General features: G+C 63.9%; 22 protein-coding genes. 8 read left to right on the plus strand and 14 right to left on the minus strand.

The features are described 5' to 3' along the window. Positions 1–18 precede the first annotated feature (18 nt). The 13 genes from ACFSQT_RS23555 to ACFSQT_RS23615 all read right to left on the minus strand — a co-directional run bounded on the left by ACFSQT_RS23555 (position 19) and on the right by ACFSQT_RS23615 (position 13289). Positions 19–1323, minus strand: coding sequence for an ABC transporter substrate-binding protein (locus ACFSQT_RS23555; RefSeq protein WP_379022645.1), 1305 nt, complete (start codon positions 1321–1323; stop codon positions 19–21). 74 nt (positions 1324–1397) lie between these two features. After that, positions 1398–2216, minus strand: a complete 819-nt coding sequence (locus ACFSQT_RS23560) for an SDR family NAD(P)-dependent oxidoreductase (RefSeq protein ID WP_379022647.1) — start codon at positions 2214–2216, stop codon at positions 1398–1400. Between the two features lie 67 nt (positions 2217–2283). Beyond that, complete coding sequence (locus tag ACFSQT_RS23565) at positions 2284–3174, minus strand: intradiol ring-cleavage dioxygenase (protein ID WP_379022649.1); 891 nt, start codon at positions 3172–3174, stop codon at positions 2284–2286. 9 nt (positions 3175–3183) lie between these two features. Next, entirely contained in the window at positions 3184–4938 is a 1755-nt protein-coding gene (locus ACFSQT_RS23570; protein WP_379022651.1) for an FAD-dependent oxidoreductase, read from the minus strand. Continuing rightward, positions 4938–5987: a branched-chain amino acid ABC transporter permease gene (locus tag ACFSQT_RS23575; protein ID WP_379022653.1), complete on the minus strand. Its 1050-nt coding sequence runs from the start codon at positions 5985–5987 to the stop codon at positions 4938–4940. Before ACFSQT_RS23575 ends, ACFSQT_RS23570 begins: the two co-directional genes overlap by 1 nt. An 8-nt stretch (positions 5988–5995) precedes the next feature. Further along, positions 5996–6859, minus strand: a complete 864-nt coding sequence (locus tag ACFSQT_RS23580; RefSeq protein ID WP_379022655.1) for a branched-chain amino acid ABC transporter permease — start codon at positions 6857–6859, stop codon at positions 5996–5998. A 67-nt stretch (positions 6860–6926) separates the two neighbouring features. Further along, on the minus strand, positions 6927–7634 hold the full coding sequence (locus tag ACFSQT_RS23585; RefSeq protein ID WP_379022703.1) for an ABC transporter ATP-binding protein: 708 nt from the start codon (positions 7632–7634) through the stop codon (positions 6927–6929). Further along, on the minus strand, positions 7631–8347 hold the full coding sequence (locus tag ACFSQT_RS23590) for an ABC transporter ATP-binding protein (protein WP_379022657.1): 717 nt from the start codon (positions 8345–8347) through the stop codon (positions 7631–7633). Before ACFSQT_RS23590 ends, ACFSQT_RS23585 begins: the two co-directional genes overlap by 4 nt. A 59-nt stretch (positions 8348–8406) precedes the next feature. Next, positions 8407–9678: an ABC transporter substrate-binding protein gene (locus ACFSQT_RS23595; protein ID WP_379022659.1), complete on the minus strand. Its 1272-nt coding sequence runs from the start codon at positions 9676–9678 to the stop codon at positions 8407–8409. Positions 9679–9703: 25 nt separating this feature from the next. Continuing rightward, a complete protein-coding gene (locus ACFSQT_RS23600) occupies positions 9704–10768 on the minus strand; it encodes a maleylacetate reductase (protein ID WP_379022661.1) in 1065 nt (354 codons plus the stop codon). Beyond that, positions 10765–11424: an alpha/beta hydrolase gene (locus ACFSQT_RS23605; protein WP_379022663.1), complete on the minus strand. Its 660-nt coding sequence runs from the start codon at positions 11422–11424 to the stop codon at positions 10765–10767. The genes ACFSQT_RS23600 and ACFSQT_RS23605 overlap by 4 nt, the downstream gene beginning before the upstream one ends. Next, complete coding sequence (locus tag ACFSQT_RS23610; RefSeq protein WP_379022665.1) at positions 11421–12380, minus strand: VOC family protein; 960 nt, start codon at positions 12378–12380, stop codon at positions 11421–11423. Before ACFSQT_RS23610 ends, ACFSQT_RS23605 begins: the two co-directional genes overlap by 4 nt. 3 nt (positions 12381–12383) lie before the next feature. Then, on the minus strand, positions 12384–13289 hold the full coding sequence (locus ACFSQT_RS23615) for a dioxygenase family protein (RefSeq protein WP_379022667.1): 906 nt from the start codon (positions 13287–13289) through the stop codon (positions 12384–12386). A 93-nt stretch (positions 13290–13382) separates the two neighbouring features. Here ACFSQT_RS23615 and ACFSQT_RS23620 point away from each other — a divergent pair, with 93 nt between their 5' ends. The 8 genes from ACFSQT_RS23620 (at position 13383) to ACFSQT_RS23655 (ending at position 21905) form a co-directional block, all read left to right on the plus strand. After that, entirely contained in the window at positions 13383–14333 is a 951-nt protein-coding gene (locus ACFSQT_RS23620) for a LysR family transcriptional regulator (RefSeq protein WP_379022669.1), read from the plus strand. A 301-nt stretch (positions 14334–14634) separates the two neighbouring features. Next, positions 14635–15807 (plus strand): galactonate dehydratase, encoded by a 1173-nt coding sequence (gene dgoD, locus ACFSQT_RS23625; RefSeq protein ID WP_379022671.1) that lies wholly within the window; start codon positions 14635–14637, stop codon positions 15805–15807. 5 nt (positions 15808–15812) lie between these two features. Next, entirely contained in the window at positions 15813–16589 is a 777-nt protein-coding gene (locus ACFSQT_RS23630; protein WP_379022673.1) for an SDR family oxidoreductase, read from the plus strand. 22 nt (positions 16590–16611) lie between these two features. Next, a complete protein-coding gene (locus ACFSQT_RS23635) occupies positions 16612–17595 on the plus strand; it encodes a substrate-binding domain-containing protein (protein WP_379022675.1) in 984 nt (327 codons plus the stop codon). 107 nt (positions 17596–17702) lie between these two features. Continuing rightward, on the plus strand, positions 17703–19223 hold the full coding sequence (locus ACFSQT_RS23640) for a sugar ABC transporter ATP-binding protein (RefSeq protein WP_379022705.1): 1521 nt from the start codon (positions 17703–17705) through the stop codon (positions 19221–19223). Beyond that, on the plus strand, positions 19220–20221 hold the full coding sequence (locus ACFSQT_RS23645; protein ID WP_379022677.1) for an ABC transporter permease: 1002 nt from the start codon (positions 19220–19222) through the stop codon (positions 20219–20221). The genes ACFSQT_RS23640 and ACFSQT_RS23645 overlap by 4 nt, the downstream gene beginning before the upstream one ends. 2 nt (positions 20222–20223) lie before the next feature. Then, positions 20224–21024 (plus strand): FadR/GntR family transcriptional regulator, encoded by an 801-nt coding sequence (locus tag ACFSQT_RS23650; RefSeq protein WP_379022679.1) that lies wholly within the window; start codon positions 20224–20226, stop codon positions 21022–21024. 5 nt (positions 21025–21029) lie between these two features. Then, positions 21030–21905, plus strand: a complete 876-nt coding sequence (locus ACFSQT_RS23655) for an aldose 1-epimerase (protein ID WP_379022681.1) — start codon at positions 21030–21032, stop codon at positions 21903–21905. Positions 21906–22167: 262 nt separating this feature from the next. Here ACFSQT_RS23655 and ACFSQT_RS23660 read toward each other — a convergent pair whose 3' ends face one another. Beyond that, positions 22168–22413, minus strand: a complete 246-nt coding sequence (locus ACFSQT_RS23660; RefSeq protein ID WP_379022683.1) for a type 2 periplasmic-binding domain-containing protein — start codon at positions 22411–22413, stop codon at positions 22168–22170. Positions 22414–22582 lie beyond the last annotated feature (169 nt).

Consider the following 22582-nt stretch of genomic DNA (forward strand, 5'->3'; position numbering starts at 1 on the left):
CCCGCGTCCTCGCTCATGTCACCAGGCGATCGGCTGAATCGGCTGTTGAGGCGCGAAGAGCTGATTGACCGTGTTGTCGACGATCTTCAGGTCGTAGGGCCATTTCTCGCCCTTCACCCACTGGCCGCCGAAGATCGGCGTCTTGCAGATGTTCTTGTGGGGCGAGCCGTCGAACTTGATGTGGCCGACCAGCGTCTGCAGATCGGTGGCGACCAGCGCATCGCGGTTGGCCTGGCGGTCGAGTGGATTGGAAGAGCGCTTCAGGATGTCCAGCGCCACCTCGAGCAGGGCATGCGAATAGCCCAGCGGCTGAGTCCACTGCCGCTTCGCGTCGACTTCCCATTGGTCGGCGATGTCGCGGCTGACCTGCCCGGTCAGCGACGACTTGAACGGGAAGGCCGGCGTCCACCAGACCTCCGAGGACATGCCGTTGCCGAGCGGACCCATCGCCTCGACGCCGCTTGGGAACAGCAGCGCCGCTGCCACCGTGACTGCCTTCGGCTTGAAGCCCTGCTGGTTGCACTGGGTGACGAAGGTCTTCAAATCGTCCGGATAGGTGATGCCGCCGATGATGTCGCAGCCCTGCTTCTTGAACTCGGCGATCTGGGCGGAGAAATCATTGGTACGCGGTTGGAAGTAGCCGGGCACCACGACCTCGTAGCCGGCCTTGCGGGTCGGCGCCGGCAGGCCGTATTCGTCATTGCCCCAGGTCTCGCCGTCGATGTTCTGAGGAAACAGCATCCCGACCTTCTTGTTTGTCTTGAGATGGTTCCAGAGCCCGACGAAGGTATTCAGCGCCTCGTCGAGGCCCCAGAAGAAATGGTAGGTCCATTCGAAGGTCTGCTTGCCGCCGCCGCGCGGCATGATCACCGCCTGCCAGGGCGCGCCGGAAGAGATGCATGGTGTCTCATAGAGTTCGCACTGTTCGGCCGCGGGCAGGATCGTGTCGGTGGTCGACGCCGGAACGAGCAGGTGCACCTCGTCGTTCAGGATGAGGTTGCCGGCGATTTCCGATGCCTTGTTCGGATTGGACTGGCTGTCGCGATCGAGGATCTCGATCTCGTAAGTATTGCCGTCGGCGCATTTTAGCTGGCCGCCGAGCAAGGCGCGGATCTTCTGCAAGGTATAGCCATCCGTTTCGCCAAAGAGGGCGAGTGGTCCCGTCGTCGGGCTGAGATAGCCAATCTTGATCTTCCCGGCGGTCGCGGCGCGCGCATAGCGCGGCATGGCCAGCGTACTGGCGGCAACACCAGCTCCAAGCCCCTTCAGCACGGTCCGGCGGCTGGGCAAGCCCGATTTCACAAGTCTGTTGTAGTAGGTCATCGTCATTTCCTCCCTTGGTTAAGCCGGCCCGTCCCCTCGACGAGACCGGCGTCAGTTCAAAGCTTGTTCATTGTTCAGGTCATCCGCAGCAGCGAGCCGCCATCGATGACGATCAGCGAGCCGGTCACGTAGGACGCGGCGGGCGACGCCAGATAAAGCGCAAGGCCCTTGATCTCTTCCGGATCGCCGATCCGGCCGACGAGCGACTGGGCTTCGAAGGCTTTGCGGTCCGCCGGGTTGCGCAGCCGGCCACCGGCGATGTTGGTGATGAACGGACCGGGCAGGATGGCGTTGATGCGTATGTTGTAGGCGCCGAGTTCCATCGCCATGTGGCGCACGAGATGGTTCACCGCGGCTTTGGCGGGCATGTAGGGCGTGCCCACGATGCTCTCGTTGATCAGCGAGGCGATGGACGAAGTGACGATGATCTGGCCGCCGCCATTCGGCTTCATGTGCCGGACGGCGTGCTTTATGGTGGTGTAGACCGAAGTCAGGTTGATCTCGATCACCTTGTCCCAGTGCTCGTCGGGAAGGTTCTCGATGGCGCCCTCGGGATTCCTCTCGCCGGTCGGGGTGTTGAAGCCCGGTCCGGCGTCGATCCCGGCATTGGCGAACACGACATCGATCGAACCCGTCTTCTCAGCCACCTTGTCGAAGGCTCGAGCCATCGCCGCACGGTCGCCGACATCGACGACCTGGCCCCAGACCTCGCCGCCGGCAGCACCGATCGCCGCCACGGTTTTCTCCAGCCCGGCAGGATTCAGGTCGAAGATGCAGACTTTCGCCCCATGCTCGGCCATGATCTCTGCATAGGCTTGGCCGATGCCGCTTGCGCCGCCGGTGACGATCACCGACTTGCCTCTGACATCGAACATCTTCTCAAGTGCGGCCATCAGTTTCCTCCCGTTTGCGCAATACCGACCTGCGTGCAGGCGCCTTCGCGGCACCTGCGGCGCAGGGTCACTTGGTCTTCTTCCGCGACAGCACGAAATCGAACTCCACGTCGTAGAACGGAGCCGAGACCTGGGCCCTGGCGGCGGCTTCGGCATCCTCGACCTTGCGGAACTCGGCGAGCAGGCTCTTCTTCACGCCGAAGACGGCGTCCGAATCGATGTACGGGTCGTCCGGATCGAAGATGTGCGTGGTCAGCGCATCGAAGCCTGCGGCCTCGATGATGTAGTGCAGATGCGCCGGGCGATTGGGATGGCGTCCCAGCGCGCCGAGCAGCTTGCCGACAGGCCCGTCATCCGGGATCGGGTAGTATTTGGGCTTTGCGCCGCGGAACCAGTAGCGTCCGTCCGCGCCGGTACGGAAGACGCCGCGCAGGTTGAAGTCGGGTTGAATGCCCTTCTGCTGCACGTCGTAGAAGCCTTCGTCATTGGCCTGCCAGACGTCGATCCTGGCGCCCGCGATCGGGTGGCCCTCGGTGTCGAGGATGCGGCCGTGCACGAACATCGGCTCGCCCTTCTGGTCGAGGCAGATGTTCGAGCCCATCGGCAGTTCGGGCGCATCGGCGACATGGAATGGCCCCAGCACGGTGGATTCCGAGGCGCCCGATGGCTTGCGGTTGTTGATCGCATCGACCAGCATCGAGACGCCGAGGACATCCGACAGCAGGATGTACTCCTGGCGCCATTCGTTGCAGATCTGGCCCGTCTGCGTGAGGAACATGATCGCGCCGAACCATTCCTCCTGTGTCGGCTCGATCTCCTTCACCGCCTCATGCAGCTTGCGGGTGATGACTTCCATCACCTGGATGAGCCGCTGGTCCTTGGCGTTCTTGTTGCGCGCCACGACGACTTCGGCCGAGTTCGCTTCCGTGAAGTAGCCGTATTCGTGTTCGTCGATCATGGACATTCCTCAGCGAGCGAGAATGGATTTGAGGATCCGGCGCAACTCGCCCGCCGGATCGGCGGCCAGCGCCTGCGAGCGCCAGGCGACGTGTTGGTCGGGACGCACGAGCAGGCAGCCTGCGTCGCGGATTTCGCGAAGGCGCGCCCAGTCGCCGGTATGGTCCTCGATCGCTCGACGCGGGCCGATGACATGCGTGCGGATCGGCAGACCGAGTTCCGCGGCCACCGTCCCGGCAGCGGCAACCCACGCCTCGCCGCCAATGCCGGTCAACAGCGTGAACTCGCCACGTCCGCAAAGGTCGAGTGTCGAGACCTTCCTGCCGGAGCGCTCAAAGACCCAGACGTGCGGCAAGCGCGCGCCGGGCCAGGTCGTCGGCGCATAGTGCAGCTCGCAATCCTTCTCGAAAGCCGGCTCGGGCTGGCCGTCGGTCACCACCGCTCCCGACGCATAGCGCTGGTTCATCTCGACGCCATGGGCATCGAACTCGTACCTCTTGAAGGCAATGGCCCTGCGGAGTGCCTCGCGCTGCGCCTCGGCCGCTGGGGTCGCGTCGGCGCGGGCCTCCATGTTCCTCTGGATCTTGTCGTGATCCACGCCGCCATCCATGCCGAGCGCCTCGAAGATGGGTCCGAATTCGGCGATGGACTGGTTCGCGCGCGTCACGATCTGGCGCGCGATCGGCGCACGCTCAGCCGAAAAGCTGTCCAGAAGCCCGATGCCCGCCTGCCCCTTGACGACATTGGCAAGCTTCCAGGCGAGGTTGAACCCGTCCTGGATCGAAGTGTTGGATCCGAGCCCGTTCGAGGGAGGATGCCGGTGCGCGGCGTCACCCATGATGAACACCCGCCCCTTCTGCATCCGGGTGGCGAAGCAGTTGTTCACGGTCCAGGTGTTGGCGCCCAGAAGCTCGATCTCGAGCTCGGGATCTCCGACCAGCTGACGCGCGACACCGGTGGCCAGTTCCGGCGTCACGTCCGGCGGCGGCTGGTTGATGTCGTAGCCCCAGACGATCAGCCACTCGTTCCACGGCCGCACCATGCGAACGAGTCCCATGCCGATCCCGCCGACGTCGGCACCGGGCTGCATGACCCAGTAGAGGACGCTTGGCCGGTGAGCGACGTATTTCGAAAGATCGGCTCGAAACAGGATATTCATCGACCCGCCGACGCCCATCTTGCCCTCGAACGGCAGACCCAGATGCTCGGCCACCAGCGAATTGCCGCCATCGGCACCGACAAGGAACTGCGACCGTACGGTGAAGTCCTTGCCCGACAGCCGGTCGCGGCAGGTCGTGGTCACGCCGTCCGCATCCTGAACATGGCTGACGTATTCGGTGCTCATGCGTGCCTGCGTTCCTCGCGCGCATGCCGTCTTGAACAGAATCGGTTCCATGAAGGTCTGGGGCAGATCGTTCATGAAGGACGGCGACGACAGGAGATGTTCAGCCTTGGAGAGCGGGTCCGTGCCCCAGCTCTTCATCCGGCCAAGCTCTTCGCCGGCCAGGCTTTCGCAGAACACGTTCTCGCCCATCAGCTCCTGCGGCGAGGCGTGCATCACGGCCTCGGCCTCGACCTCCGGCCCGAGGTCGCGCAGCACCTCCATGGTGCGCTGGTTGGTGATGTGGGCGCGCGGCGTATTCGACAGCCAGCGGTAGCGGTTCACGACCATGTTGGCCACGCCGGAGCTGGATAGAAGCGCCGCCGTGGCCGAGCCGGCCGGGCCTGTGCCCACGATCAGCACGTCGGTTTCGATATCCGCCATCAATCTCCTCCCTTAATATTCGGACCGGCCAGCCTGCGGCGGACCGGAAACAGGTGCAGGCCGCTACGGGCCGAGATCAGCCCCCACAGCCCCTTCGGTGCGAACAGCATCACCGCGATGGCGGCGAGGCCGAGTGTCATCAGGTACCAGCTGCCGTAGTCAGCCAGCGCCGAACGCAGCACAAAGAAGACCAGCACCCCGACGATGGGGCCCTCGATGGTGCCGATGCCGCCGATGACGACGATGAAGATGACGTAGGCCGTCCAGTCGGTGACGGCGAAGGCAGCTTCCGGCGAGATGCGGGCCGTCTGCACAAAGATCAGCGCGCCAGTCAGTCCGGTGGCGGCCGCGGCGATCAGAAACACCGCCCATTTGAGCCGCCCGGCATTGACGCCGACCGATTGGGCCGCCCCGACATTGTCGCGCACAGCCGCCAGCGCCAGCCCGAGGCGACTGCGCAGCAGGCAGTAGATGCAGGCTGTGACGGCCACGACCAGCGCCAGCGCCAGCCAATAGGCGAGAATGTCGCGCGCGGCTGCTTCGCGCACACCGAACAGCGCCCGGATCGCATCCGTGCCCATGATGTTGCTGGTCGCCTCGCGTGGCAGCGAGGTGCCGGTGCCGCCGCCGAGCGCCTTCCACTGCGCGATCAGCAGGCGCATCACCTCGGCGATCACCCAGGTGCCGATGGCAAAATAGGCGCCCTGCAGACGGAAGGCGAAGAAGGCCGTGGGAACGGCCAGAGCCAGCGCCGCAAGACCGCCCAGCAGGATCGCCACAACCGGGTTCCAGCCCAGCAGGATCACGCCCGCGAACATCGCATAGGCGCCGATGCCGACGAAGGCCTGCTGGCCCACCGAGACCAAGCCGCCATAACCCGCCAACAAGTTCCAGATCTGCGCCAGCGTCAGCATGGTGAGGATGAAGAACAGATCCTGTATGACACCGCGCGAGGTCACGGCGGGCAAGGCGAGCCCGGCCACGACGAGAACGAGCACTGCGATCTCGGTGGCAGTTCCGGCGCGGGTGCGGGTTGTCAGCCGATACATGCCGCCCCTCAATCCACTGCCCGCGGGAACAGGCCCCGCGGCTTGAGCAGCATAACGGCCAGAAAGGCGATGTGGCCCGTCAGGATCTGCCATTCCGGATTCACCGCCGCGCCGGCCGTTTGGGCCACGCCGATGATGATCCCGCCCGCAAGCGTTCCCCACAGGCTGCCGAGACCGCCGATGATCACCGCCTCGAAGGCATAGATCAGCCGCGCCGGTCCAATCGAGGGATCGAAGTTCGCCCGCATGCCGAGATAGAGCGCCGCCAGCGTCACCACGACCATCGCGATACCGGTGGCGATGGCGAACACCTGCTTCGGCTCGATCCCCATCAGACCCGCCGTCACGGCGTCGTCCGAGGTGGCGCGGAAGGCACGGCCGAGGGCGGTGTGATAGAAGAGCCCGTTCAAGGCAACGATGGCGACGATCGCGGACGCAAAGGTCATCAGCGGCATCACCCCCACCGAGACGAGCCCGAGGTCGAGCGATGCCCCCTCCAGTGCGCCTGCCGGAATGCGTCGGCTGTCGGCGGAAAAGGCCTCGAGCAGCCCATTCTGCAGGGCAACCGACAGGCCGAACGTGACGAGAAGCTGCGGCAGGATGTCCTTGCCCAGCACCCGGTTCAGCACGGCGGCCTGCAGCAGCCAGCCGAGCGCGAACATCGCCGGCATGGCGATCAGCGCGGCGACCCAGGGCGACAGGCCGAGCAGCGTGACGCCCAGCAGCACCAGATAGGCGGCAAAAATGATGAGGTCGCCATGGGCAAGGTTCACCAGCCGCATGATTCCGAAGACGAGGCTTAGCCCGGCGGCGAACAGGGCGTAGAGCCCGCCCAGCAGAATCCCTTGAACGAGGGTGTCCAGCCAGATCATCGCCGCGCCACCTCTGTTGGGCCACAACAACGCTGCGCGGGCAAACGATGGTGCCTCGATTCCATCGTCATGCCGCCACTCCGAAATAGGCAGAATGGATTTCTTCGCGCGTGACCTCGGCCGCCTTGGCGACCAACGTGACGCGACCCTCCATCATGCAGTAGACGCGGTCGGCCACGGCCAGCGCCTTGCCGATGTCCTGCTCCACCAGCACGATCGCGGCGCCGCCTGCGCGGATCCTGGGAAGTGCTGCGTAGATATCGCGGATGACGACAGGCGCGAGGCCGAGGCTGATCTCGTCGCAAAGCAGCAATTCCGGGTTCGACATCAGCGCCCGGCCGATCGCGACCATCTGCTGCTGGCCGCCCGAGAGCGCCGTGCCTGGGCTTTTGCGCCGCTCGCGCAGGATCGGGAAGAGGTCGTAGACCGCCTCCAGGCTCCACGGCCCTGGCGCCTTGCGCGCCTGCCCGCCGACCAACAGGTTTTCCTCGACGCTCAGCGAAGGAAAGAGCTTGCGCCCCTCCGGCACCATGGCGATGCCGCGCTTCATGACCTCGGCCGAGGACAGCACGCCAATGGGCTCGCCCCGGTGCAGAACCATGGCGGCCCCGTTGCGGATCACGCCCGTGATCGAGCGCATCAGCGTGGATTTTCCGGCGCCATTGGCGCCGATGATCGCCACGCATTCGCCCGCCGCCACGGCTATATCCACGCCGAACAGTGCCCGGAACTGGCCGTAATTCGCTGTGAGGGCGCGCGTTTCCAGCAGCATCAGACCTCGAGCCCCAGATAGATTTCGCGAACCTCCTTCGAGGCCATGATCTCGTCCGGCGCGCCGATCCCGATCACGCGCCCGAAATCCAGCACGAGAAGCCGCTCGACCACCGAGGTCAAAGCATGCAGGACATGCTCGATCCAGATGATCGTCGTGCCCCTGGCGTGGATCGCCTTGATCGTCGAGACCAGCGCCTTGCATTCGCCCTCGGTCAGCCCGCCCGCGATCTCGTCCAGAAGCAGAAGCTCGGGTCCCGTCGCCAAGGCGCGAGCGAGTTCCAGGCGCTTGCGGTCGAGAAGGCTCAGCGATCCGGCCAGGACATTGGCCTTGCTGAGAAGCTCGGTCTCCGCAAGGATACGCGCGCAATCGTCGACCATCTCGGCCTCGCGTCCACCCCGGCCGAAGGCGGCGGCGGTCAAGAGGTTCTCGAACACGGTCAGCCCCTCGAAAGGCTGTGGGATCTGGAAGCTGCGACCGATGCCCATGCGCACCCGCTCCATAGCGGGTGCGCGGGTTACGTCGCGGCCGAGGAATTCGATGCGGCCCTCATTCGCGAGCAGATTGCCGGTGATCAGGTTGAACAGCGTCGACTTTCCTGCCCCGTTCGGACCGATGATGCCCAGTGCCTCGCCACGCGGCACCGTGACGGTCACGCGATCCGCAACCTTCATGGCGCCGAAGGACTTCGAGACGTTTTGCAGCCTGAGTATCATCACGGTCATCCTCGGGGTCGCGCTGAACGAGGGCGGCGGCATTCGCCGCCCCGGAAGCGTCAGGCCAGGGCTTCCATCTTGCCGGCGGTGGGGATCTCGGGCGCGCCGGCGTTTTCAACGATCACCAGATCGAAGCCGCCGGCTTTCTTGCGCCACTGGCCGCCGACGAGCGGCGTCTTGCAGACGTTCTTCGCGGCGAAAGGCGGCAGCCCCGCGCCGCTCCAGGCCACCTTGCCGACCACGGTCGTCATGTCGGTGGCCGCTATGGCTGCCGCGATCGCCTCGGCATTCGTCGGATCCGAAACGCGGCCCATGACATTGGCCGCCACCTCGAACAGCGAATGGACAAAGCCGATCGGCTGGGTCCACGGACGCCCGTTCTTGACGGTGAAATCCGCCGCAAGGTCCGCCGAACTCTGGCCCGTCACCGACGACTTGAACGGATGCGAGGCCGACCACCAGACCTCGGACGACAGGTTGTGGCCGGTGTCGCCGAGCGTCTCGACCGATTGCGGGAAGAGGATGGCCTTGGCCACCGTCACCGCCTTGGGCTTGAAGCCTTGCTGGCGGGCCTGGTTCCAGAAGGTGGTGAAGTCGGGCGGGATGACCACGCCGGTGACGATCTCGGCATCGGCCGCCTTGAAGGCGTTGACCTGCGCGGTGAAGTCGTCCGAGAGGTTCTGATAGCGACCTGGATCGGCAAGGCTGAAACCGGCGGCACCAAGGCCGGGCTTGAGCCCATTTCTCGCGTCGCCCCAGGCATTGCCGTCGGCATCGTTGGGGAACAGGCCGCCCACTTTGCCGTTGGTGGAAAGCTGCTTCCACATGCCGGTATAGACGGCGATGATATCTTCGAGACCCCAGAAATAATGGTAAGCGAAGTTGAAAGGCTTCCACGACGACGGATCGGCCGGATTGCCCTGTTGGCCGATGAACCAGGGTTGCCACGGCGCCATGGTCGAGATGACCGGCACGCCCTCCGCCTCGCAGGTCGTGGCGACCGGGTTGGTGTTCTCGGGCGTCGAGCCAACCAGCATCAGGTTGATCTCATCATCGACGATCAGGCTCTTCGCCACTTCAGCCGCGCGATTGGGGTTCGACTGGCTGTCCTTGACGATGACGTCGAAATTCTTGCCCGCCTCGGACGCGAGGAAAGCCTTGATGTTGTAGGCATCGCTTTCGGCGAAGCCGGCGAGCGGCCCCGTCTGCGGCGAAACATAGCCCAGGCGAATCTTGGCGCCCTGCGCGAGGGCCGGCGTCGCCAGCCGAGAACCAGCAAGCGCAAGGCCTGTCGCCGCCGACGCTTTCAGTAAGCTCCGTCTCGTAATCATTTGCTCTTCCTCCCTCTTGCCTCTGTCAGTCCCCCGGGCGGCGTCCCTCAAACGCCACCTGGAGGAGTTCCCTTATCGATCCCGGGTCGATTGGCCTCGGATTCGCATAGGCGTTCTTCACCGCGATCGCCGCCGCGCGGTCGAGATCGGCTTCCTTGATGCCGATCTCCTTCAAGCTCAGCGGTGAGCCGACGGACTGCGCGAAATCCCAGAGCCCGCCGCCCGCCGAGCCACCACCGAATGTTTCGGCGATCGGGCGCAGCAGATCGGGCACCACCACTTCGTTGAAGGCGGTCGTGTAGGGCAGCAGGATGGCGTGGGTTTCGGCATGCGGCGTGTCGAACGAGCCGCCGAAGACATGCGCCAACTTGTGATGCAGCGCCATCGATACATAGCCGAGCGCGGTCGAGCAGCACCAGGCCGCATAGAGCGCCTGCGTCCGCGCCCCGCGATCCCGTGGATCATCGATCAGCCGTGGAATGCCGTCACGGAAGGCAACCATGGCATCCCGACACATCAGCACGATCACGGGGCTGCGGTCGGGGGCGTAGAAGGCCTCCATGGCGTGGGCGATCGCATTCATCGCCGAGGTGACGGTGAGACCAACCGGGAGGCTCAGTGTCAGATCGACGTCGTAGATCACCGTCTCGGGACGGATGTCCGGCGAGCGGCGGGTGGTCTTCTCGCCGGCCGCCGTCTCGCCGAGGATGTCGGTCATTTCCGAGCCGGCATAGGTGGTCGGGATCACCACCTGATCGGCGCCGGTGCGGGCGGCGATGGCCTTGCCCAGCCCGGTGGTCGAGCCACCGCCGTGGCTGACGACCGCCGTGGCGCCGCTGGCGCGGAAGGCATCGACGGCCTTTTCCGTAACCTCGACGGGGGTATGCATGACCGCGCCGGCAAAGACCCCGGCGGCGAGGCCGCCGAGGCTATCGGCCAGCTTTTCCGCATCGGCCTTCTGATGCGGCGTCGAAAGCACCAGCACCTTGTCATGGCCAAGTCGCCGGACTTCCTCCTCGGCACGCCCCATGGTGCCTGAGCCGAAGACCACCCGTGTCGTCAGACCCGGAAAGGTGAAACTGTCCATCATCGCGCCGCCCCCATGCGTGCGCCCCGGCCGGCCTCCAGGTCGGCGATGATGGTGCCCAGCATTGCAATCTCGGCATCCGAAACCTCATGGCTCCGGCCAGGGAACAGATCGGCCCGCAGGCTCGCGCCACCGCGGCCCAGCGACTGCGCCGTGTCGGCAAAGGCCGAAACCGGAATCCAGGGATCGGAGTCGCTGCCGGAAAGATAGACCGGCACGCCGGCTGGCATGGCTTCCGATCGCCCGTCCGCTGGAACACCCACGCGACAGCCCGTGAAGGCCGCCAGTGCGTCCGGCGGCGGCAGCCCCGCGCAGAGATACTCGATCGACAGACACGCCCCTTGCGAGAAGCCCGCCAGAAGCAGCGGCAGTCCGGGCAATTCCGCCCGTGCCGCCACCACAGCGGTCGCCAGGTGGTCGAGCGCGTCGGAAAGGTGGGCACGGGCGACCGGCGTCAACGGGTCGACAGCACGCGCCTCCCACCACATGCCGAGCGGCGCGCGCGGCAGGACGAATGCCACGGACGGCGCGGAAAGCCGCGACAGCACGTGGGATTGCATCTCCTCCGGCGATTGGCCGCGGCCGTGGACGAAGACGCAAATCGCCTTCGCTTCCGCGCCCTTTGGCCCGAGCCGGAGTGGACCGATGCCTGAGCTCACGCGAAATCCGCCTGTTCCAGACCGGTCTGCAATTCGCCCTCGCGGTCCTTGAACCATGGCGGGAAGACCAGCGTCTTGCCGATCTGGCCCGGGGGTTCGTCCTTGGCCCAGCCTTCCGGTGTGGTCCAGGCAAGTTCGAACAGCGCGCCGCCGGGCGAGCGGACATAGCAGGACTTGAAATAGTTGCGGTCCTTCTGCTCCGAGATGTCGGTGAAGCCGAGGCCCTCGATATGAGCGCGCAACTTCAGCTGGTTCTCTTCGTCGCCCGTGTTGAGGGCGAGGTGGTGGATCGTCCCGCCAGCCAGCGTCCAGGTGCCCTGTGCGCTGTCGCGATCGACGATCACCTCGACCCGCTGATTGACACCGGTCGCGTCCGGCACGCGGAACACGAGCCCCTCATGATTGTCAGCCTCCTTCTCCAGCGGCAATGCGACGGTCAAGAAGTCGTCCATTGCGGTGCGATCCATCACCGCCACGACGGCGCCGTAGATGCCCTTGATGCCGTGAGCCTTGCCGATGCCCTGCGCCTCGTTGGTGATGGGCGCGCGCGGATCGCTGTCGCTTTCCACCAGCTCATGCGAAATGCCGCAGGGATGTGCGAAAGCTGCCCGGTCGGCGCCAAAGCGTGTGACCTTGGTGGCCTCGATGCCGCGCGCGTTCAGCCGGTCCACCCAGAAATCCGCAGCCCCCTTGGGGATGGATTGCATGATGGTGCGCGACTGGTTGGTGCCGCGGCGGCCATAGACGCCTGGCTTGCGGAACGGGAAGGTGGTGATGATCGTCGAGGCATCGCCGTTGGGTGAGCCGTAATAGAGGTGATAGACCGGGATGACGCCATCGAACAAGACGGTGCGCTTCACCGAATGCAGGCCCAGTGCCTTGGTATAAAAATCAAAATCTTCCTGAGCGCCGTCAGTCGACAGCGTCAGATGGTGGTAGCCGCTGACACGGGCCATCGGTCATCTCCTCCCAGAGGTTTCGGTTTCGCCCCGCCGCTGCGGGCAGAGCACGAGATTGAGGTCGAGCGCGTGCTTCCGCTTTCCTCCATGGGGCGGCAGCGCGCGGAACTCGGCCATGAGTTCGGGTTTGACCCCGAAAATGGCATCCCGGCCGATCGCAGGGTCCGACTGGTCGAAGATGTGGGTCGTCAGCGTTTCGAAGCCCTGCGCCGAGATGCGAAAATGAATGTGGGCCGGCCGCTCAAGGCCAAGGCCAAGCGCTGACATCAATTGACCGACCGGGCCGTCCGCAGGCAGCGTGTAGCCCTTCGGCTTCACCGTCATGAAGCGGAAGCGTCCCTGCGGATCGGAACGGAAGCGTCCGCGCAGGTTGAATTCCGGCTGCCTGTCCGGTTCCTGGTTCTCATAGAGACCCTCGGCATTGGCCTGCCAAATCTCGACCATCGCATCGCCGATCCCCTCCCCGTCGAGCGCGACGATCCGGCCCGTAACCTCCAGCGGCTCGCCCTTATGATCGCGCGAGATGCTCCCGCCGAGCGGCATCTCCGGCACGTCGGCTCGGTAGAAAGGTCCCGCCAGGGTGTTGGGGGTTGCACCAGGGGGGCGCGGGGTGTTTTGATCCTCGATCAGCGAGGACACGCCCAGGACATCGGCAAACAGCACCCATTCCTGGCGCCGCGCATCGGCGTAGTGGCCGACCTCGGTCAGAAAGTCGATCGCCAGCCGGAATTCGTCGCCAGAGGGTCGCAACTCCACGATCAGCGCGTGCAAACCATCGACGGCAGCCTGCGCCGCCGCTGCCAGGCGGGACTGGTCCATTGCCGCCAGGCGCCGGGAGAATTCCCCGGCCTGCGTCGAGATCGCCTTGGGGAGTTGATCCCTCTGGGGGTCGTGCTGACCGTCCATTCCACCGGGGCCTCCCTTCCCCTTGCCAAGCGGGATAGCACGCCCCGACGCGATGCTTGATGAGATGTGACGTCCCTTGTATAGCGTTTTGCTATGAAGCTGAACGAGCGCCACTTGATGCAGCTCGCCGCGGTGCTGGATGCCGGCGGCGTATCGGAAGGAGCCGCCATGCTGGGCCTGACCCAGCCCGCGGTCAGCCGATCGCTGGCAATGCTGGAGGCACGGGTCGGCGAGCCACTCTTCCTCAAGGGCCGCCGGCCGCTGCAGGCGACGCCACTCGGCTTCCAACTGGCGGCGCAAGGGCGCACGATCATCACAGCCTCGCGCAAGGCGTCGGATGCAGTGCAGGGCTTCATGAAAGGCACCAAGGGTGTCGTCCGTGTCGGCGGCGTGCCTTTCTTCATGGATGCGATGATCAGCCGGATGATCGGAGAATTCCAGAAGCTCGAACCCGAGGTGACAGTCCAGCAAAGCTATATGAACCTGCCCGAGATGGTCGCTGCGCTGGAGAGCAACCAGATCGACCTCGGGATCGTGCCGATCGGCGTGCTTGACCTGGGACCCGGCTTCGAATTCACCGAGATCCTGCCCGGACGCAATGTCGTGGCTTGCCGGCCGGACCATCCTCTGCTGCGGAATCGCCGCCTCAGGGCGCATGACCTGACCAATTTTCCGTGGGTGGCGCCCCTGCCCGGCTCCCCGTTGATGTCGGACCTGCAGATGATCTTGATGAGCATCGGCATGTCTGACCTGAACGTGCGCTATTCGGGAGGCTCGCTGATGAGCGTGATCAACTTCCTCGCCGAAACCGATGCCCTGGCCGTGCTGCCATTCTCCGTGGTCTTTGCGCAGCGCAAGGAGAACCGGGTGACCGTGCTCCCCTATGAAATCCCCCAACCCAGCCGCTCACTCGGCATCCTGCGCCGGGTCAGCGGGCCACGCTCGCCTGCGGCAGAGCGCTTCGCGGGCCATGTCACGACCGCCTTCGAGAATCTGAAGCACATCATCAAGCGGCACGAGAATGCCGTGGTCTGGGGGCGCTAGTCTCGCTCGTACGCTTTCGTTTGGTTCCTTCATCTGGTCGGAAGTATTCACCAGCCTCTCAACTCGGCCGCTCAGGAACCCTACGAACTTCGCGACACAGTCATATCGGGGGTTCCCGGCGCGGAAGCGAATGGCGGACCTGACCATTCTGAATCTATCCAACGGTCGTTAGCCGCAGGCACGGGCAGCAGAAATACGACCGCGAAGCCGGTGCAGCCCGATGTCGGCTTGACTTGCTCATATTATTCATAATAAATCATACATAATAACGGTAAAAAAGACAGAACGTCGGGGAGCACCTGTGAAAATTACGGCCATCAAGGCGCTCGTCTGTAATGCGGAGATGCGCAACTGGGTTTTCGTTCGGGTCGAAACGGATGAGGCCGGTCTGTTTGGCTGGGGCGAGGCAACGCTGGAATGGAAGACGCGTGCCGTCGTTGGCGCGCTTCAGGATCTTGAGGCACTGCTCATCGGGCAGGATCCGCGCAATGTGGAGCAGTGCTACCAGATCCTGACGCGCCACGGTTTCTGGCGTCTCGGCGTCGAGGGAATGTCGGCCGTCAGCGGCATCGAGATCGCGCTCTGGGACATTCTGGGCAAGTCGCTGGGCGTCCCGGTCTGGCGGCTTCTCGGCGGCCAGGTCCGCGATTATCTGCGCACCTACACGCATCTCGGCCTCGGCGACATGAAGGCGGTCTATGAGAGCGGGTCGGCGGACACGATCGTCGAACGCGGACGCATCGTCGCGCAGGCCGGCTACGACGCGGTCAAGGTCGTCTGCATTCCCTATACCCACTATGTCTCGCCGGCGAAGGCGGTCAACTCCGTTGCCAACATGGTTGGCGCGCTGCGCGAGGCCGTCGGTCCCGATATCGACATCATGGTCGACTTTCACGGACGCCCGGCCTCCGTCAACGCGGCGATGGACTATCTCAAGGCGATCGAACCGGCCCGCATCATGTTCGCCGAAGAGCCGGTGCCGCCCGAAGATGTCGCCGGCCTGGCGCATATCACCGCACGATCGGCGGTCCCCATAGCGTCCGGCGAGCGGCTGATCGGACGCCGCGAGTTCACGCAATCGATCGCGGCGCGTGCGTTCAACATAGCCCAGCCCGATATCTGCCATACTGGCGGTCTGCTCGAGACCAAGAAGATCGCGGCTCTGGCGGAAACCGCTGGCATCGGCCTTGCGCCGCACAACCCGCTCGGCCCGATCGCCGGCGTCGCAGCGCTTCACTTCGGCATATCGACGCCGAACGTCATCATCCAGGAGGAGATGTCGGGCGCGGTCGCCTGGTACGACGACGTCGTCACCTGGCCGATCGATCGCAAACCCGGCCGCTGGGACGTGCCCGATCTGCCGGGCCTTGGCGTCACCGTGAATGAAGATGTCATCGCGCGCCATCCCTTCAAGCAGGAAGTGCTGCATGCTCGCAACGCCGTCATGCCCGACGGCACTGTGGTCGATTGGTGAGCGCCATGACAGGCAGGCTTCAGGGAAAAATCGCAATCGTCACCGGCGCCGGCCAGGGCATTGGTGCCGCCACCGCCCGAGCCTTTGCGATGCAGGGGGCAAAGACCGTGATTGCCGAGCTGAATGCGGCAACCGGCAAGGCGATCGCCGACGAATTGCGTGCCAAGGGCGCCGGCGCCCTTTTCGTCGAAACCGACGTCACCGACACAGCGGCAGTGGCCGACATGGTGGCAAAGACGATCGCGACCTATGGCGGCGTCGATGTTCTCGTCAACAATGCCGGCGCCAATGTCTTCCACGAACCTTTGCTGATGCCGGACGAGGAATGGGACCGCTGTCTCAGGCTCGACCTCCAGGCCGCGTGGTTCTGCGCCAAGGCGGTGTTGCCGACGATGCTGGCTAACGGTTCGGGGTCGATCGTCAACATAGCCAGCTGCCACGCCTTCAAGATCATTCCCCACACATTTCCCTATCCGGTCGCCAAGCATGCGCTTGTCGGCCTGACCCGCTCGCTCGCCATCGAATATGCGGCGCGCGGCATCCGCGTGAATGCGATCGCCCCTGGCTACGTCGAGACGCCGATCGCGGAAGCCTATTGGAACACCTTTCCAGACCCTGCCGAGGAGAAGCGGCGGGCCTACGACCTTCATCCGCCCAAGCGCATTGGCCGGCCGGACGAAGTTGCACTGACGGCGGTTTTCCTCGCTTCGGACGAAGCGCCGTTCATCAATGCCGAGACGATCACCATCGATGGTGGACGCTCGGTTCTCTACCACGACTGACAACCAAGCAGGGAGGATCCACATGAAAACGACGACAAAGGCTCTGGCAACATTGGCGATACTGGCTGCCGGACTGATGGCTGGCGCGGCAAGCGCCGACGACATCAAGATCGGCTACATCAACAAGATGGGCGAGCATCCATGGTTCGTCGCCGAAGTCGGCGGCGCCAAGAAAGCGGCTGAGGCTGCCGGCGCCACCTTCGTGTCGCAAGACGTCCAGTTCGACTCCAATCTGACGATCACCACCTTCGACACGATGGTCGGCGACGGCGTCAAGGGAATCGCCATCGTCGTTCCCGACAAGGCGCTGGGGCCGGTCATCGCCGAGAAGGCCAAGGCGGCGAAAATCCCCCTGGTGGCGGTCGATGACGATATCTACTACCAGGATGGCACCCAGGTGCCCTATGTCGGCATGAATGCCTACAATATCGGTGCGCGGGTAGGCGACGAACTGGCCAAGCTCTACAAGGCCGGCGGCTGGGCCAGCAAGGAGGTGCGTATCGCCTCGATAGAGGACCGCAAAGCCGACACTTGCATGCAGCGCAACAAGGGTGCCGGGGAAGCGTTCCTGAAGGCGGTGCCCGATTTCAAGCCGGCAAACATCCTTCGCGTCCCCTACGACAACACGATGGTCAACGCCATCGACGTCATGACCACCACTTTGACGGCCAATCCCGGCGTCACCAACTGGATCTTCTATTCCTGCAACGATGACGGCGTGCTGGGTGCGGCGCGAGCGCTGGAAAACGCCGGCTATGCCCCGGACCAGGGCATGGGCATCGGCATTGACGGCAGCCGCGCCTGCGAAGCCTTCGGATCAGGAAAGCCTTCGGCATTCCGTGGTACGATGTGGCTCAATTCGGCAAACCATGGCGCGCTGGCGGTGAAGATCCTGCTGGCCTCGATCAAGGACGGAACGAAGCTGCCCGTTCAGTCCTTCACCGACCCGGAATACATCACCGCCGACAATTTTGCATCGGACTACAAGGCCAAGCTCTGCCACTGAGCCGGACCTGCGTCATGCGTCCCCAAGGTCGCATGACACTTTCCAGTCGGCAGGTTCGCTGGCTGCCACGCCACCGAACACGGATCGATCCTTGGGAGTGAGCCTTGATGCAATCGGACTTCTTCTCGCTCGACGGCATATCGAAACGCTTCGGCGTCGTGCAGGCGCTCGACAACGTTTCGATCGCCTTCCGGCCAGGCGAGGTGCTCGCTTTGGTCGGCGAGAACGGGGCCGGCAAATCGACGATGATGCGCATTCTCGAGGGCGTGTTCGGCCCGGACACCGGCACCGTGCGGCATGGCTCTACGCCGATCGTTTTCGGCGAACCGCGCGACAGCCACCGGGCCGGAATACGCGTCATCCATCAGGAGCCGGAGATCGTTCCGAACCTGACGGTGGCCGAGAACATTTTCGTCGGCGAATTGCCGCGCCTGGCAGGCGTCCTGCTCGACTGGCGCAAGCTGGAGGAGCAGACCGATCGGGTGCTTGCGACCTTCGGCATGCAGCAGGACATGCGGCCACGCCAACTCTGCGGCACGCTCGGCCCGGCGCAACGCCAGATGATCGAGATCATGCGCGCCATCCGTGCCGGCGGCCGGCTGATCGCCTTCGATGAGCCGACCTCGTCGCTGACCGATGATGAAGCGCGTCGCCTGTTTTCCGTCATCCGCCGGCTGCGCGAGGAGGGCACGTCGATCATCTACATCTCGCACCGGCTGAACGAGATCATCGACCTTGCCGACCGCATTGTCGTTTTGCGCGACGGCAGGCTGGTCGACGATTCGCCGGCGGCCGGCGCAAGCGAGCAGACCATCGCCAAGCTCATGGTCGGCCGCGGCATCGACGATCTGTTCACCCGCGAGACCTGGCGGTCTGGGGAACAATTGCTGGACGTGGCGGGATTGACCACCGACCGCGTCAGCGATGTCAGCCTCAGGGTTCGTCGCGGCGAAGTACTCGGCATCGCCGGCCTTATGGGTGCGGGCCGCTCCGAACTGGCAAAGGCGATTGTCGGCTATGACCGGCGCATCGCCGGCACCATAGCCATGAACGGCGTGCCCGTTCTCCCCAACAGTCCGCATGCGGCGATCGTCGCGGGCATCGGTTTTGCTCCCGAAGATCGCAAGCACGAGGCGTTGCTCCTGTTCCGAAGCATTCTCGACAACGCTGCGCTTTGCGTGCCCGACAAGACGTCGAGCTTCGGCTTCTTCAACCGGCGCAAGGCGCTGGAGATTGTCTCGCCGCTGGCAGCCAAGATGTCGATCAAGGCACCCAACCTCGACGAGCAGGTTTCGAAACTGTCGGGCGGCAATCAGCAGAAGGTCGTTCTGGCGCGCTGGCTTGCCCGGCAGCCGATGCTGCTCATCCTCGACGAACCGACGCGCGGCATCGATATCGGCGCCAAGGCGGAAATCTATCGGCTGATCGATGAACTCGCGGCAAGCGGCATTGGTATCATCCTGATTTCCTCGGAAATGCCGGAACTGATCGGTCTCGCCGACAGGGTTCTTGTCATGGCAGGAGGCCGCATCACGGCCGAATTGTCCCGCCCCGACATTGACGAAGCGACGATCCTCAAACACGCCATGCCGCAATCCGCACCATCGCCCGGAGACCACATTCAATGAACAGCCTCGAGCTTCGCGCATCGAAAGCGCAGACCGACCCCAGGGGCGCTTTCACGCGCCTTGTGGAGCGCCTTGGCGTTCACAACATCAGCCTTCTGGTGGCGCTCGCCATTCTCGTTGTCATCTTCGGTTCGCTACGCGGCGATGTGTTCTTCTCCAGCCGGAACCTGCTCAACATCGGTCTCGGCATCACCATTCTCGGCGTGCTGGCGATGAGCCAGACTGTGGTCATCGTCGGCGGCGGTCTCGATATCGCCGTCGGCGCCACTGTCGGTCTGACCACAGTCTCGACGGCAATGGCCATCCAGGCGACCGGGTCGCCGGCGGCCGGCATCGTTGCCGGCCTGGTGCTCGGTGGTCTTGCCGGTCTCGTTAACGGCATCATCATCACCTACGGGCGAGTCAACGCGGTCATTGCCACGCTCGGCACCATGGCGATCTTTCGCGGCATCGCCTTCATCATGTCCGACGGCCAGTCGATCGCCATCTTCAGCGACACGTTCCGGTTCATAGGCATTGGACGCATCCTCGGCCTGCCGTTGCTGGTCTGGATTCTGGTGCTGACCGCGATCGTATTCCACCTCTTCCTCGCGCGTTCGATTGTCGGCCGCAACATCTATGCCCTGGGCGGCAATCCCGTTGTCGCCCGCTTCTCCGGCATCAACATCAACCGCTACCGCGTCGGCATCTACATCATGAGTGGTGTTGCCGCCGGATTGGCCGGGATCCTGCTGGCTGCCCGTACCGGTTCGGGTCAGCCCGTATCCGGGTCCCAGGGCCTGGAACTCGAGGCTATCACGGCGGCCGTGCTGGGTGGCTGTGCCTTGCAAGGCGGCAAGGGCACGATTGTCGGCGCGCTGCTCGGTGTCGCCATCATTGGCGTGCTCAACAACGGAATGATACTGACGTCCGTGCCAACCTTCTATCAATTGCTGGCAAAAGGCTCACTGCTGATCCTTGCTGTGGTCATTGCCGAGTACCACTTGAACAGGACATGACGATGGACGCGGCGACCGCTGCAATCGATCAAGGCAAGCAGGACCTTCCTGCCGGGGATGGCGCCAATTTGTCCCTGAAGGATCGCATCGCACGCGATCTTGGACAGCGCATTCTCGTCGGCACCTACGCGCAGCACGCGGTCCTGCCGACGGAGGCTGAACTGTGCGTCATCTACGGCGCCAGCCGCACGGCGCTACGCGATGCGCTGCTGACGCTTTCGGCCAAGGGACTGATCGAGGCGCGCAAGCGGGCTGGCACGCGTGTGCGCGTGTCGAGCGAATGGAACAGGCTTGATGCGCAGGTTCTCGAATGGATGCGCGATATCGAGCCTGATCTCGATTTCGTCCGCGGCTTGATCGAGGCGCGGCTGGTCATCGAGCCGGCTGCCGCCCAGCTAGCGGCCAGGATGGCGACCTCGGGCGATCTCGCGGTGATCGAAGCCGCCTATGAGGCCATGCGCATTGCGCCGGAGGACGACCTCGCGGCCTGTCTCGATGCCGATGTCCGCTTTCATACCGCCATCCTGCGCGCCAGCCGCAACCCGGTTTTCGCCAATCTCGGCAATATGCTGGCAGCCGCACTCAGCTTCTCTTTCCGACTGACCACATCGGCCACCGCCAACTATCAGCAGACGCTCAGCGCCCATGGCGATGTGCTGGAAGCAATCCGGATGCGTAGGGTCGACGACGCTCACGACCAGATGAAAGCGCTGATCGGCATCGCCTCGAACGACCTTCTCGCTGTCGCTCGCAAGGGCCGCCACCAACAGCCGGTCTCCACTGCCAGTGCCGATCCCATCTGAGTTTGATGACCCGGACCATTGAAATTCGAAATGGCGACCTGTCCGCCGAAATCGTTCCGTCGCTTGGCGCCGGTCTGGCGCGGTTCGACCGTGGCCGCACGCCGCTGTTCAGGCCATGGCCTGACGGCGGCAGCACGAACCCATTCGATCTCGCCTGCAACCTGCTGCTGCCATGGTCAAATCGCATCTCGGGTGGCGGCTTCACCTTCGACAACAAATTCCACGAATTGCTCCCCAACGTTGCCGGCGAGCCCTTTCCCATTCACGGCAATGGATTTTCAAGCGAATGGGACGTCGACAGCTTGATGCCGGATAAAGCCAGGCTGTCGCTCGTTAGCGAAGGACCCGGTCCATATCGGTATCGCGCCGAGGTGGCTTACGCCCTGACCGGACAGGCGCTCGATCTGCAGCTTCAGGTCCTCAACAGGGCGCCGATCAGGCTGCCGTTCGGGCTTGGCATCCATCCGTGGTTCCCAAGAACGGCCCTGACAACGCTTCACGCCCCAGCGTCACAGGTTTGCCTCGAACTGCCCAGCCATCTCCCCGACAGGTTCGAGGATGTCGGAACCTGTCCCAATTGGGATTTCGCCACGCCGGCCGCCTTGCCCAGCGGTTGGATCAACAATGCTTTTGCCGGCTGGGCCGGCGTCGCTTCCATCTGTTGGCCAGAGCAAAATTGCGGCCTCAGGATCGAAGCATCCCCGGCCCTGAGCTTCTATCTGGTCTATTCGCCATCGCAGGTGAGCGACTTCGTCTGTTTCGAGCCGGTCAGTCATGTCGTAGATGCCCACAACCGCGGTTCGGTCGACAAGTGGAACGGATTGTCGGTGCTTGGCCCTGGCGAGAGCTTGGTGGCCGGTTGCAGCTTCGCTGTCATGTAGAGCGACTACCCTCACCAACAAATCCAAAAGCAGGCGCCTCGGAAGGTGTTGCCGCGATCTGCTGGCACGACCGGCCCCAGCGGACCGTCGCGCACTATGCCCGCTCGCGCGTGCACCAGCTTAGTCGCCGGCGGCATCTAGCCGGCGGGAGTGAGGACCAAACTGGGTTAGTCTTGTCTGACACCAGTGCGCGTGTCGGAGGCTTCGGATTGCCTAGAGAGACAGCTTTCCGTCGAGGGGCACCAGCCCATGATGATAGCTATCACCCTGTCGCAGCCTTCATTTTTGAAAACGCGGCGACGATCGCCTCAAGCGATACATTCAACGCGTTGGAGAAGGTCCTGCCATTCTGCCAGATCGCAACGTAGTGATAGAGCGCGGACGGTTCCACCGGCTTTGCTTCGAGGTGGAACGCAGCGTATTCACGCGCAATGATTTCGTTGGTTATCGAAATGCCGAGGCCAACTGAAACGTATCCGGCTTCATGCCCGTTGCAATCGAACTCCACCAGTATGTCGGGCTTGACGCCGGGGAAGCGCCTTTGGTCGTATTCCGTGTGACCCGTGGGCAAGCCGTAGGCAAAGCCACATTTTTACCAATAAAATCAATAAGTCATGGTAGGCCCGGAGGGTCGGCGTTTCCTATAGGAAATCAATACGTTAGCGAATGGTTCGCCA

The sequence above is a fragment of the Mesorhizobium calcicola genome (genome assembly GCF_042682105.1).
GTDB lineage: Bacteria > Pseudomonadota > Alphaproteobacteria > Rhizobiales > Rhizobiaceae > Mesorhizobium > Mesorhizobium calcicola.